Source organism: Zobellella endophytica, from assembly GCF_003012775.1.
GTDB lineage: Bacteria > Pseudomonadota > Gammaproteobacteria > Enterobacterales > Aeromonadaceae > Oceanimonas > Oceanimonas endophytica.
The window spans coordinates 14,032-27,535 of record NZ_PXYG01000014.1 but is presented as its reverse complement, the minus strand read 5'-3'; the positions used below and the strand labels follow the sequence as shown (position 1 = coordinate 27,535).

Sequence of the window (13,504 nt, the reverse complement as noted above, 5' to 3'; positions counted from 1 at the left end):
TCCGCGGCGGCGTGTTCCGCTACCTGGATACCCTGGGCCTGGCCAACTACGTGGCCCTGGCCGACAAATTCGCCCACCTGGGCCCCCTCTATCAAGTGAGCCCCGGACTGCGCCAGCTGGCCGCCGATGGCAAGACCTTCTATTGATTCGCCCCTTGACGGATACCGGCAAGGGTGAACCTGACAGGGCGGGAGCCCCGCTTGTGCTGGTACTTGTCCAGCAGTAACAGTACCATTTCCATCCTTGTGATGAGATGGTGCTGCTGCCCCCATGTTCACCCTTCGCCCCTATCAGCAGGAAGCGGTCGACCGCACCCTGGACTACTTTCGCCGCCACCCCGAGCCGGGGCTGCTGGTGCTGCCCACCGGCGCCGGCAAGAGCCTGGTGATCGCCGAGCTGGCCCGCCTGGCCCGGGGCCGGGTGCTGGTGCTGGCCCACGTCAAGGAGCTGGTGGAGCAGAACCACGCCAAGTACCGGGCCTACGGCCGGGAGGCGGCCATCTTCTCCGCCGGCCTGGGCCGGAAACAGGCCCATACCCAGGTGGTATTCGGCTCGGTGCAGTCGGTGGCGCGCAACCTGGACGCCTTTTCCGGCTTCAGCCTGGTGATCATCGACGAATGCCACCGGGTGTCGGACGACGATGACAGCCAGTATCTGCAGGTGGTCAACCACCTGCGCCGGGACAACCCCGGGCTCAAGGTGCTGGGGCTCACCGCCACCCCCTACCGGCTGGGGCTGGGCTGGATCTACCAGAGCCACCACCACGGCATGGTGCGCAGCCGCTCAAAGCGCTTTTTCAAACACTGCCTGTTCGAGCTGCCGCTGCGGCTGATGATCAAGCAGGGCTACCTGTGCCCGCCGCAACTGGTGGACGCCCCCGTGGTGCACTACGACTTCTCCCGGCTGTATGAACAGGGGCTGTTCAGCGAGCAGGAACTGGATCGGGAGCTCAAACGCCAGCCCCGGGTCACGCCCCGGGTGGTAGAGCAAATCAAAGACTACGCCGAGTCCCGGCAAGGGGTGATGATCTTCGCCGCCACCGTGCGCCACGCCGCCGAGGTGGCCGGCCTGCTGCCGGAAGCAGAAACGGCGCTGGTCACCGGCGCGACCCCAGGCCCGGATCGGGATGCCATCATCCGCCGCTTCAAGGCCCGGGAGCTCAAGTACCTGGTCAACGTGGCGGTGCTCACCACCGGCTTCGACGCCCCCCACGTGGATCTCATCGCTATCTTGCGACCCACCCAGTCGGTGGCCCTGTACCAGCAGATAGTGGGCCGGGGCCTGCGGCTCAGTCCGGGCAAGAGCGACTGCCTGGTGCTCGACTACGCCGGCAACAACATGGATATCTTCGCCCCGGAAGTGGGCGAGCCTCGCCCCCACCCGGATACCACCCAGGTGCAGGTGCCCTGCCCGGCCTGCGGTTTCGCCAATATCTTCTGGGGCAAGGTGGATGCCGAGGGCCGGGTGCTGGAACACTTCGGCCGCCGCTGCCAGGGCCTGTTCGAGGACGACGAGGGCCGGCGGGAGGAGTGCGGCTACCGCTTTCGCTTCAAGTCCTGCCCCCGGTGCCTGGCGGAAAACGACATCGCCGCCCGCCAGTGCCACGACTGCGGCCACCTGCTGGTGGACCCGGACCAGCAGCTGAAGGCCGCCCTGGCGCTAAAGGATGCCCTGGTGCTGCGCTGCGCCGGCCTGAGCCTGGAAGAAACCGCCGGCAAATACGGTCCCGCGCTCAAGGTCACCTATCACGATGAAGACGGCACCGAGCTGGTGCAATGGTATGGTTTCGACGCCAAGGGGCCCAAGGGCCGCTTTTTCCGGGACTTCGTGGCTCCCCACTGGCCCGCCCCGGGCCAGGAGCCGAACTTTAACAGCCTGGCGGAGGTCATAGCCTGTGCCGGGCGTTTCCGGCACCCGGATTTCGTGATTGCCCGCCAGCACCGGAAAAGCTGGCAGATAAAACAAAAAATCTTCGATTACCAGGGCCGGTTCCGTACCGCCCACTCACAATAAAAAGAGCGTCGATGAAACCTTACCTCGCGGGCCTGCTTGCCCTTGCCTTCACCACGACCGCCCAGGCGGCCATGCCACCCGACCACGGCCAGTCGGCCTGGATGCTGGCCGACGCCGCCAACGGCCAGATCGAGGCTACGCACAATGCCGAGCTGCTGCTCAAACCCGCCTCCACCCAGAAGCTGCTCACCACCCTGGCGGCGGCCCTGCAACTGGGGCCGGACTGGCGCTACCAGACCGAACTCAAGACCCGGGGACAACTGCGGGACGGCACCCTGTACGGCGATCTGCTGATCGACTTCGCCGGCGATCCCGGCCTGACCCGGGAGCAACTGCAGGCGTTGCTGGCCGCTGCCGGCATCCGCCGGGTCAACGGCAACCTGGTGCTGAACCAGGGCCGTTTCTCGGGTTACGACAGGGGCAATGGCTGGTCCTGGAACGATCTGAGCGTCTGTTATACGGCGCCGGCCGCGGCACTGATCCTCGACCGCAACTGCGTACAGGGCGCCCTCTATGCCCGGTCCGGCCAGCCTGGCCGGGCCACGGTGCCGGCCCATCAGCCGGTCACGGTCAGCGCCGAGGTGGAAGTGCTGGGCAAGACCGAGCGCGAGCGCCGCTTCTGCGAGCTGGAAGTGGCGATGCGTCCACCCAACCACTACCACCTGACCGGCTGCGTGGGGCCGAGCGAGGAGCCGCTGCCGCTGCGTTTCGCCATCCAGCAGGTGGACGCCTGGGGGGAACAACTGGCCCGCTGGGCCCTGGCCCAGGCCGGCATCACCCTGACCGGCACGATCGAGCCGGGCCGCCTCGACACCACCGGCTGGACCCGGCTGGCCAGCCACCCCTCGGCCCCGCTGCGCGAGATCAGCCGGCGCATCCTCGCCCACTCGGACAACCTCTACGCCGACAGCCTGTTGCGCGCCCTGGGCGCCGACTATTTCCACCAGCCCGGCAGTTTCCGCAACGGTACCGAGGCCGTGCGTCGCATTCTCGCCGAGCAGGCCGGCATCGACCTCGGCCCCTCCTGGCTGGCGGACGGCTCTGGCCTCTCGGCCCACAACCTGCTGCGGGCCCAGGACCTGCTGGCGGTGCTGCTGGTCATCAGCCAGGATCCCCGGGCCCGGTGGCTGATGGCGCTGCTGCCGGTCAGCGGCGAAAGCGGCACCCTGCGCTACCGCCGCAGCGTGGTCAATCCACCACTCAAGGGTCAGATCACCGCCAAGACCGGCACCATCGCCCATGTGCAGAACCTGGCCGGTTTTGTCGACACCCGGAGCGGGGAGCGCAAGGCCTTCGTGCTGCTGCAGAACGGCCTGTCGGTAAGCCCCGAGCACGAGCGGCAACTCGCCCGGGGCGAAGGCGAATGGCCGGCCCGCCGCTTCGAACGGCAATGGCTGGAGGCGGTGGTGACCGGTGGCGCCATCGCCAGAACCAATCAATAGCAAATGAATTAACGATTTATATAATGCCGAGCCGGTCTTTATACTGGCTTCAGCAAATCAAACAGGAGAGAGCCCTATGTTCGCAGTGATTTTTGGTCGTCCCGCTTGCCCTTATTGTGTACGGGCCAAGGAGCTTGCCGAAAAACTGACCGAATCCCGAGAGGATTTCAAGTTCCGTTACGTGGACATTCACGCCGAAGGTATTTCCAAGGAAGACCTGGAGAAGACCGTCGGCAAGCCGGTCAGCACGGTACCGCAGATTTTCCTCGACCAAAAGCACATCGGCGGCTGCACCGAGTTCGAGGCCTATGCCAAAGAGCACCTGGGCCTGTTCCAGTAACCGATTTCCTTGCACTACCTTTGGCGGCCCCCGGGCCGCCTTTTTATCGGCCCCATGACAATATTTGTCAAAAAACGGCTCTGGCAATATTTTTTCTTCAAAACCCGCCAATTGCCTCTTTTCATCTCGGTGTCAAAGCCCCATCATGGACCCATCACTTGTCAGTGCTGGCTTGTCTGCTCCCGGATAGCTTCATGCCCCGGCGCACCTTAGCGTGCCGCCCGGCGCCTTCTTGTTTGTCTGTGACGATCATGGCCAGTTTATCAATCCGAGGCCGTTAGCACCCATGTACTCCGTAGAAAAATCTCACAAGCTGGACAACGTCTGTTACGACATTCGCGGGCCCGTGCACAAGGAAGCCCGCCGGCTGGAAGACGAAGGCCACCGTATTCTCAAGCTCAATATCGGCAACCCGGCGCCCTTCGGCTTCGACGCGCCGGAAGAGCTGCTGAAGGACGTCATCGTCAACCTGCCGACCAGCCAGGGCTACTGCGATTCCAAGGGGCTGTTTTCGGCACGCAAGGCGGTGATGCAGTATTACCAGCAGAAGGGGCTGCGTACCACCGATCTGGACGACATCTATATCGGCAACGGCGTCTCCGAGCTGATCGTGATGGCGATGCAGGCCCTGCTCAACAACGGCGACGAAATCCTGGTGCCGGCCCCGGACTACCCGCTGTGGACGGCGGCGGTCACCCTGTCCGGCGGCAAGGCGGTCCACTACCTGTGCGACGAAGGGGCCGACTGGTACCCGGATCTGGACGACATCAGGGCCAAGATCAGCCCGCGCACCAAAGGTATAGTGCTGATCAACCCCAACAACCCCACCGGCGCCGTCTACGGCAGCGAGTTCCTGCTGGAAGTGGTGGAGATCGCCCGCCAGAACAAGCTCATTATCTTCGCCGACGAGATCTACGACAAGATCCTCTATGACGACGTGGCCCACCACTCGGTGTGCACCCTGTGCGACGACGTGCTGGTGGCGACCTTCAACGGCCTGTCGAAGAGCTATCGCGCCGCCGGCTTCCGCCAGGGCTGGATGATGCTGAGCGGCCCCAAGCACCAGGCCCGGGACTACATCGAGGGGCTGGAAATGCTCTCCTCCATGCGGCTGTGCGCCAACGTGCCCATGCAGCATTCCATCCAGGCCGCGCTTGGCGGTTACCAGAGCATCAACGAACTGGTGCTGCCCGGCGGCCGCCTGCGCCAGCAACGGGACAAGGCCTGGGAGCTGCTCAACCAGATCCCCGGCATTTCTTGCGTCAAGCCCAAGGGCGCCATCTACCTGTTCCCCCGGCTGGATCCCAAGGTGTACGACATCAAGGACGATCAGAAAATGGTGTACGACCTGCTGCTGCAGGAGAAACTGCTGATCGTGCAGGGTACCGGCTTCAACTGGCCCAAACCGGATCACTTCCGCCTGGTCACCCTGCCCCGGGTGGACGATATCGAGGACGCCATCGGCCGCATCGCCCGCTTCCTCAAACATTACCGGCAGTAAAGCTGGAAGCAAAATAAAACACGGCGCTGCAATGCAGCGCCATTTTTATTTTCACAGATCGGCTCGACGCCGGACGATGACTCCTTATCGTTATACAACGCCAGGCGCCTTCCAGCTTCTCGCTTAAAGCTACAGCAGCGGGCTCAGCAGATAGAACAGGTTCTCCACCACCCGCCGGCGCAGCGGCCGCTTGCGCCACTCCAGCCAGGACAGGGGCGTGGCGTCGGCCAGGTAGCCGTCCGCCAGCTGCAGCAACTCGCCCATCGCCTGGCCGTCGTCCACCAGCAGCGTCATCTCGAAGTTCAGCCACAGGCTGCGCTTGTCCAGGTTGACCGTCCCCACCAGCGCGAACTGGTGATCCACCAGCACGCACTTGGTGTGCAGCAGGCCGGCGGCATAGAGGTGGATCTCGACCCCGGCGTGCAGCAGTTCGTCGAAGAAGGCGTTGCAGGCGTAATTGACCATGCGCGAGTCGTTCCTGGCGGGCAGCACCAACTGTACTTCCACCCCCCGGTCCACCGCCGAACACAGCGCCGCCACCAGGGGATCGTCGGGCACGAAATAGGGGGTGATCAGCACCAGCCGGCGCCGGGCCTGGTAGACCGCGGTGAGCAGGCTCTGGGCGATGGCGTCGCCGCCCATGAAGGGTCCCGAGGGCAGCAGCTGCAGCTTCAGTTGGTTGTCGAGACAGCGGACCGGGTGATATTCCAGTTGTTCCAGCAACCGCTCGCCGGTTTCCATCTCCCAGTCCCATACGAACAGCGACCAGAGGATGGGCACCATGGGGCCGCGGATGCGCAGCATGATGTCGACCCACTGGCCCACTCCCGCGTCCTGCTTGAAGCAGGCGGGATCCACCAGGTTCATGGAGCCGGTATAGGCCACGGCGTCGTCGATCACCGCCAGTTTGCGATGCATGCGCAGATCCTGGCGTTCGAACAGCACCCGGAAGGCACCCACCGGCAGCACCTCCACTACCTTGACCCCCGCCTCCCGCATACGTTTGGGCCAGCGGCTACGGAAGAAGTCGGCGCTGCCCACCGAATCGAGCAGCAGCCGGCAGTCCACGCCGCGCCGCGCCGCGTCCATCAGGGCGAAGGCGATGGCGTCGGCCCGCCCACCCGGATGCCAGATATAGAACTCCAGGTAGCAGGAACTGCGCGCGGCGCAGATATCCGCCAGCATGGCCGCCAGGATATCCCCCGGCTGCTGCAACAGCGCCATCTCGTTGCCACTCAGCATCGGCATGTTGAGCCGCGCCTTGACCAGTTCATAGATGGGACGGACCTGGTCGCTGACCTCGAAGCGCTGGCCCGGAAAGCGCGCCACCAGCACGTTGATCCAGTCCGCGTGGGGCCGGTACATGGACTTGGCCCGTTCCGCCCGCTTGCGTCCCAGGCGGACCTCGCCGAACAGGATGTAGGTCGCCACGCCCAGCACGGGAATGGCGTAGATCAGCGCCAGCCAGGCCAACGACACCCCCACCGGCCGACGCTTCATGATCACCCTGAGCGTCACCCCGATGACCAGGCTGGTGTGCAGCAGAAATAGCAACCAGCCCAGTAGTGTGTAAAGATAATCACTCAACGAAAACCGCTCCCAGGCAACCGGATCTGCCGCTGCGGGGCGCGGCGCTTCCAGAATGTGCTTTATAAGTGTATAGGCTTATGAAAATTATACTTTTTTTAATCGCTTTTGGGGCAAGTTGTTTGGCCCAGGCCCAGGCGCAGACCCTGACCATTACCGAACAACAGCTCAACAGCCAGTTGAACCGGCACCTGGACCGGGAGTTCCCCATGACCCTGGGCGACTGGCTGTCCGCCGGCATCCGGCTCAGGGACATCGGCGTGGAGCTGGGTCGCACCGAGGCCGACAAGGCCAGGGTGAGCGGCCGGGGCGTCATCTCGCTGCGTCAGGGACAGACCGATTATCACTGGGACATCAGCGGCGACTTTATCGCCCGGCCGCGCTACGACAGCGAGCAGGGCGCCCTCTATCTGGAAGAATTCGAACTGCTGAACTACCGCCTGAACGAAGACGGCGTTTCCCCGCAGATGAGCTTTATGCTGCCCATGCTGTTGCAGGGTGTGGCCGGCTACCTGTCCCAGTATCCGGTGTACACCCTGGACCCGCAGGATCCCCTGCAGCAGCAGCTCAGGGAAAGCGTGCTCAGCCTCGAGGTACAGCCGGGCAGGATACTGCTGCACGGCCTGGACTGAGCCCGCGTTTCAGTGCACCAGCGGGCGGCTGGCGAGGTGCCGGTGAAACAGCACCACCTGCCCCGGCATCATCGGCGCCGCCAGCAGCTGCCCCTGCACCGCACCACAGCCGTGCTCACGCAGGAAGTGCATCTGCTCCGCCGTTTCCACCCCGCAGGCCACCACTTCCAGTCCCAGGGTCTGGCACATCAGCAGCAGTGAACGAATGATGGATTGATCGACCGGGTCGAAATGATCCGACAGCAGGCTGCGGTCGATTTTGATGCCGTCTATCGGCAACTGGCGCAACTTGCTGAAGTTGAGCCGCCCTTCGCCCACGTTGTCCAGAAACACCGCCATGCCGGCGGCGCGGAAAGCACCGAGCGCGCCCTGCAGCGACTCGCTGCGCCGCATGATGAAGTCGCTGCGCAGCTCCAGGATAAAGCTGGCGGGGCGGATCCCCTGTTGCCGGATCAGCGCCAGCAACTGGCCCGCCTTGTGCTGCTCCAGCTCCAGCCCGCTCAGGTTGATGCTGATCTGCCCCTGCCAGCTACCCTGGCTACGCCAGGTCCGCAGTTGCCGGGCCGCTTCGGTGAACACCCAGTCGGCCAGGCGGCACAACAGGCCTGCGTCCTTGGCCGCCGGCAGAAACTGCTCCGGATACAACACCCCGAGTTGCGGGTGACGCCAGCGCAACAGGGCTTCCAGGCTGAGCATGCGGTTGGTGCGCAGCTCCAGCTTGGGCTGGTACTCGAGAAACAGCTGCCCGAGCTCCAGCGCCTGGCGGCATTCCCCCGCCAGCCGGTGCTGCTGCTCCAGGCGGGCGAACTGGCCGCTGTTGAACAGGCAGACCTTGGCGCTGCTGAAGGTCTTGGCCTCGTACATGGCGGTATCGGCGTAACGCAGCAGGGTCTCGATCTCCAGGCCGTGCTCCGGATAGAGGCTGACCCCGACGCTGGCGCCGACGCTGAGCTCGTAGTCGCCAACCTCGACCGGTTCCTCCAGCTGCTCCAGCAACTGCTCGGCCTTGGCCAGCAGGGTCTGTTCGCTGATGGGTCCCTGCCACACCATCACGAACTCGTCGCCGCCGATCCGCGCCACCATCTCGTTGGGGCCGATCTGTGCCAGCAGCCGCTGGGCCAGGGTCTTCAGCACCTGGTCCCCCACCCCGTGGCCGAAGCTGTCGTTGATCGGCTTGAAGCGGTCGAGATCGATAAACAGCAGCGCCAGCTGCTCTCTCTCGCCCAGGGCATTTTTTATCTTGTTGAACCAGCTCAGCAGAAAGGTGCGGTTGGCGGTGCCGGTGAGGACGTCGTGGTGGGCCAGGTAGCTGAGCTTTTCTTCCGATTGCTTGAGCCGGCTGATGTCGTCGAGGATGCCGATGATGTGGCTGACCCGCCCCCGGTGATCCTTGAGCAGGTGCAGCATCAGCCAGTGGGTGGCCAGCCGCCCTTCCCGGGTGTGGTGCTGAACTTCCCCCTGCCAGTATCCCAGCTGCTGCAGCTGGTGCCAGATCTGGCGGTAGTAGCGGCGCTCGTGCAAGTCGTGGTTGATGCTGGTGATATGACAGCCGTGGATGCGCTCGGCATCCAGCTCGCTGAGCCGGCAAAAGGCCGGGTTCACCCCGATCACCCGGCCCCGGGCATCCATCACCACTATCCCCTCGCGGGTGTAATGCATGATCTGCCGAGTCAGTGCGATGGAGGTGATGGCCAGCTCCCGCAGGCTGTCCGGGCAGGCTTGTTGCAGCTCTGCCGACGTTGCCCATAACAAATCGCGTTGGTCCATGTCCGTGCTCTATCGGTTAAATGAATGAGGTCTGCTCTGTTCATTGCCCTGTTTATTATGATGAGTTAAAACTCATTTGAAGCTGGTTATTTTTCGGGCAGCCCTATCATATAGACTCAAACGAAAAATAAAAAGCCCGCATTGCTGCGGGCCGTAAGAGGGGGTGGCGGAGTGCGATCTAGCCCAGGTTTTTCCGGACGTTGCGGAAGATGCGCATCCAGGCGCCGTCTTCGCCCCAGGATGCCGGGTACCAGGAGTTGGCCACGGTACGGAACACCCGCTCCGGGTGGGGCATCATGATGGTCACCCGGCCGTCTTCGCTGGAGAGGCCGGTGATGCCGTTGGCGGAGCCGTTGGGGTTGAACGGATAGTGCTCGGTGGCCCGGCCGTGGTTGTCGACGTAGCGCAGCGCCACGGTGCCGCTGGCCTCGATGGCTGCGATGTCTGCCTTCAGCGGCTGCACCCGGCCCTCGCCGTGGGACACGGCGATGGGCAGGCGAGAGCCGGCCATGCCGGACAGGAACAGGCTGGGAGACTCCTGCACTTCCACCAGGCTGAAGCGGGCCTCGAAGCGCTCGGAGGTGTTGCGCACGAAATCCGGCCAGTGGGCCGCGCCGGGGATCAGATCCCGCAGCCGCGACAGCATCTGGCAACCGTTGCACACCCCCAGGGCAAAGCTGTCGGAGCGGGCGAAGAAGGCCTCGAACTGGGCGCGCAGCGCCTCGTTGAACAGCACCGACTTGGCCCAGCCACCGCCGGCACCCAGCACGTCGCCGTAGGAAAAGCCGCCGCAGGCCACCAGGCCGGCGAACTCGTCCAGCCGGTGGCGGCCGCTCTGCAGATCGCTCATGTGTACGTCGATGGCGCTGAAGCCGGCCCGGTCGAAGGCCGCCGCCATCTCTACATGGGAGTTGACGCCCTGTTCGCGCAGTATCGCCATCTTGGGATGGACTCCCTTGGCGATGAAGGGCGCGGCGATGTCTTCTTTCGGATCGAAGCTGAGCGACACCGACAACCCCGGATTGGTGGCGTCCTGCTTGGTCTCGAACTCGGACAGGGCGCACTCCGGGTTGTCGCGCAACGCCTGCATGCGATAGCTGGTCTCGGACCACAGCCGGCGCAGCTCGCCGCGCGCCTCGGCGTAGACTTCCCTGCCGTCGTAGGAGAAACGCAGCCGATCCTCGCCGTTGAGCTGACCGATGACGTGGGTGCAGGCCGCCAGGCCATGGCCGGCCAGGCAGGTGAGCACCGCTTCCTTATCTTCGCGCCGCACCTGCAGCACGGCGCCCAGCTCTTCGTTGAACAGGGACGCCAGGTGATCGGCGCCGAGCAGATCCAGCTCGATGTCCAGGCCGGTATTGCCGGCGAAGGCCATTTCCGCCAGGGTCACGAACAGGCCACCGTCGCCCTTGTCGTGATAGGCCAGCAGCTTGTTCTCCGCTACCAGCGACTGGATCGCGTAGAAGAAGCCTTTCAGCTGCTCCGGCTGGTCCAGATCGGAGGGGGTGTCGCCCAGCTGACGATAGACCTGGGCCAGGGCGGAGGCACCCAGCCGGTTCTTGCCGTTGCCCAGATCCACCAGGATCAGATCGGTGTCGCCCTCGTCGCTACGCAGCCAGGGCGTGACGGTGGCGCGCACGTCGGTGACCCGGGCGAAGGCGGAGATCACCAGCGACAGGGGGGCGGTGACCGTCTTGTCTTCACCGTTTTGCTGCCAGCGGGTCTTCATCGACATGGAATCCTTACCCACCGGGATGGTCAGGCCCAGCACCGGACACAGCTCTTCACCCACCGCCTTGACTGCCTCGTACAGGCCGGCGTCTTCCCCAGGATGACCGGCGGCGGACATCCAGTTGGCGGACAGCTTGATGCGGCTGAGCTCGCCGATACCGGTGGCGGCGATGTTGGTAATGGCTTCCGCCACCGCCAGCCGGGCGGAGGCGGCGAAATCGAGCAGCGCCACCGGGGCGCGCTCACCCATGGACATGGCTTCACCGGCATAGGTATCGAAGGCGGCGGCGGTGACGGCGCAGTCGGCCACCGGCACCTGCCAGGGGCCCACCATCTGATCCCGTGCCACCAGGCCGGTGACGGTGCGATCGCCGATGGTGATCAGGAAACCCTTATCCGCCACCGTGGGCAGGGTCAGCACCCGCTCCGCGGCTTCCTTCAGGTTGATGCCGTGCAGATCCAGCGCCGGGCTCCGGTGAGTGCGGCTTTCCACGTCGCGCTGCATCTTGGGCGGCTTGCCCAGCAGCACCTCCAGCGGCATGTCGATGGGCTGGTTGTCGAAATGGCTGTCGTGCAGGCTGAGGTGACGCTCGGCGGTCGCTTCCCCGATCACCGCGAAGGGCGCCCGCTCGCGGCGGCAGAAGGCTTCGAACTCGGCCAGGCGGTCGTTGGCCACCGCCAGCACGTAGCGTTCCTGGGACTCGTTGCACCAGATCTGCAGCGGGCTCATGCCCGGCTCGTCGTTGGGGATCTTGCGCAGGTCGAAACGGCCGCCACGGCCGCCGTCGTTGACCAGCTCGGGCATGGCGTTGGACAGGCCGCCGGCCCCCACGTCGTGGATGAAGACGATGGGATTGTCTTCGCCCAGCGCCCAGCAGCGATCGATCACTTCCTGGCAACGGCGTTCCATCTCGGGGTTGTCGCGCTGCACCGAAGCGAAGTCCAGGTCTTCGCAGGACTGGCCCGAGGCCATGGAGGAAGCGGCGCCGCCACCCAGGCCGATGTTCATCGCCGGGCCGCCCAGCACCACCAGCTTGGCGCCGACCGGGATGTCCCCTTTCTCGACGTGCTCGCCACGGATATTGCCAAGGCCACCGGCGATCATGATCGGCTTGTGGTAACCGCGCACTTCCTCGCCGTTGAAGCTGGACACCTGCTCCTCGAAGGTCCGGAAGTAGCCGAGCAGCGCCGGACGACCGAATTCGTTGTTGAAGGCGGCGCCGCCCAGGGGGCCGTCGATCATGATGTCGAAGGCGCTGACGATGCGCTCGGGCTTGCCGAAGTCCTGCTCCCAGGGCCGGTTGTAACCCGGGATTTTCAGGTTGGACACGCTGAAGCCCACCAGCCCCGCCTTGGGCTTGGATCCCCGGCCGGTGGCGCCCTCGTCGCGGATCTCGCCGCCGGAGCCGGTGGCGGCCCCCGGGTAGGGGGAGATGGCGGTGGGATGGTTGTGGGTTTCCACCTTCATCAGGATATGGATGTCTTCCTGGTGGTAGCGGTATTCACCGGACTCGGGGCTGGGAAAAAAGCGGCCGGCGGGGGAGCCCGCCATGACGGCGGCGTTGTCTTTGTAGGCGGAGAGCACGTGCTCCGGCACCTGCTCGAAGGTGTTCTTGATCATCTTGAACAGCGACTTGGACTGCTCGACGCCGTCGATGGTCCAATCGGCGTTGAAGATCTTGTGCCGGCAGTGCTCGGAGTTGGCCTGGGCGAACATATAGAGTTCGATGTCGTTGGGATTGCGTCCCAGACCGGTGAAACCGTCGAACAGGTAGTCGATTTCATCTTCCGCCAGGGCCAGGCCCATGGTGCGGTTGGCCTCAGCCAGCGCCGCCCGGCCGCCGCCCAGAATATCCACCGAGGTGACCGGGGCCGGCTCGGCCTGGACGAACAGGCATTGGGCCGCCGCCAGGCTGTCCAGGGTCACTTCGGTCATACGATCGTGCAGCAACCCTTTCACCGCCGCCAGTTCAGCCTCATCCGGCGCCCGTTCAAAGCTCAGGTAATAGGCGATACCGCGCTCGATGCGCTTGACCTGGGTCAGGCCGCAGTTGCGGGCGATATCGGTGGCTTTGCTGGACCAGGGGGAAAGAGTGCCGGGTCGGGGGGTGACCAGCACCAGCACGCTGCCGGCGGCCGGGGTGATGCCGTGTTGCGGACTGTCGAGCAGCTGGCTCAGGGTTTGTCGGGTGTCGGCCTCGAGGTTGGCGTTCAGCGCGACAAAGTGCACATACTCGGTTTCTATTCCCGCCAGCGGCAGATGCTGCTCCTGGGCACGGCGAACTAATGCCTGGGTCCTGAAACCGGATAAGGCCGGCGAGCCTCTCAGTATTTCCATAGTGGCTATTCTCAAAGCGTGAGTGAATGGGGGGTTGAGAAATTGGCGGTATTATAGGTTTACGCCCCTGCCCTGTCGACGCCGATTTCCCGACGCTTATCCTGGTCCGGGCGCGGCAAATATCCCCCATCACCTGACGAGGCGGCCCTGTTC

8 protein-coding genes are annotated in these 13,504 nt (G+C 64.5%); 5 read left to right on the top strand and 3 right to left on the bottom strand.

Annotated elements, in window-relative coordinates:
- The first annotated feature begins 270 nt into the window (after nt 1-270).
- The 4 genes from radD (at nt 271) to C7H85_RS19125 (ending at nt 5,296) form a co-directional block, all read left to right on the top strand.
- A complete protein-coding gene (gene radD, locus C7H85_RS19140; RefSeq protein WP_106731312.1) occupies nt 271-2,013 on the top strand; it encodes a DNA repair helicase RadD in 1,743 nt (580 codons plus the stop codon).
- An 11-nt stretch (nt 2,014-2,024) separates the two neighbouring features.
- Nucleotides 2,025-3,455, top strand: coding sequence for a D-alanyl-D-alanine carboxypeptidase/D-alanyl-D-alanine endopeptidase (dacB, locus tag C7H85_RS19135; protein WP_106731311.1), 1,431 nt, complete (start codon nt 2,025-2,027; stop codon nt 3,453-3,455).
- A 76-nt stretch (nt 3,456-3,531) separates the two neighbouring features.
- A complete protein-coding gene (locus C7H85_RS19130) occupies nt 3,532-3,795 on the top strand; it encodes a GrxA family glutaredoxin (RefSeq protein WP_106731310.1) in 264 nt (87 codons plus the stop codon).
- Nucleotides 3,796-4,081: 286 nt separating this feature from the next.
- Nucleotides 4,082-5,296 (top strand): pyridoxal phosphate-dependent aminotransferase, encoded by a 1,215-nt coding sequence (locus C7H85_RS19125; RefSeq protein WP_106731309.1) that lies wholly within the window; start codon nt 4,082-4,084, stop codon nt 5,294-5,296.
- Between the two features lie 129 nt (nt 5,297-5,425).
- Here C7H85_RS19125 and cls read toward each other — a convergent pair whose 3' ends face one another.
- Nucleotides 5,426-6,883: a cardiolipin synthase gene (gene cls / locus C7H85_RS19120; protein ID WP_106731308.1), complete on the bottom strand. Its 1,458-nt coding sequence runs from the start codon at nt 6,881-6,883 to the stop codon at nt 5,426-5,428.
- A 122-nt stretch (nt 6,884-7,005) separates the two neighbouring features.
- Between cls and C7H85_RS19115 the strand changes: the two genes are divergently transcribed.
- Nucleotides 7,006-7,515 (top strand): YceB family lipoprotein, encoded by a 510-nt coding sequence (locus C7H85_RS19115; protein WP_245879728.1) that lies wholly within the window; start codon nt 7,006-7,008, stop codon nt 7,513-7,515.
- Between the two features lie 9 nt (nt 7,516-7,524).
- On the opposite strand, the gene C7H85_RS19110 is transcribed toward C7H85_RS19115, so the two are convergent.
- Both C7H85_RS19110 and purL read right to left on the bottom strand, forming a co-directional pair.
- Nucleotides 7,525-9,282, bottom strand: a complete 1,758-nt coding sequence (locus C7H85_RS19110) for a putative bifunctional diguanylate cyclase/phosphodiesterase (protein WP_106731306.1) — start codon at nt 9,280-9,282, stop codon at nt 7,525-7,527.
- Between the two features lie 178 nt (nt 9,283-9,460).
- Entirely contained in the window at nt 9,461-13,351 is a 3,891-nt protein-coding gene (gene purL / locus C7H85_RS19105) for a phosphoribosylformylglycinamidine synthase (RefSeq protein ID WP_106731305.1), read from the bottom strand.
- Between the last annotated feature and the right edge of the window lie 153 nt (nt 13,352-13,504).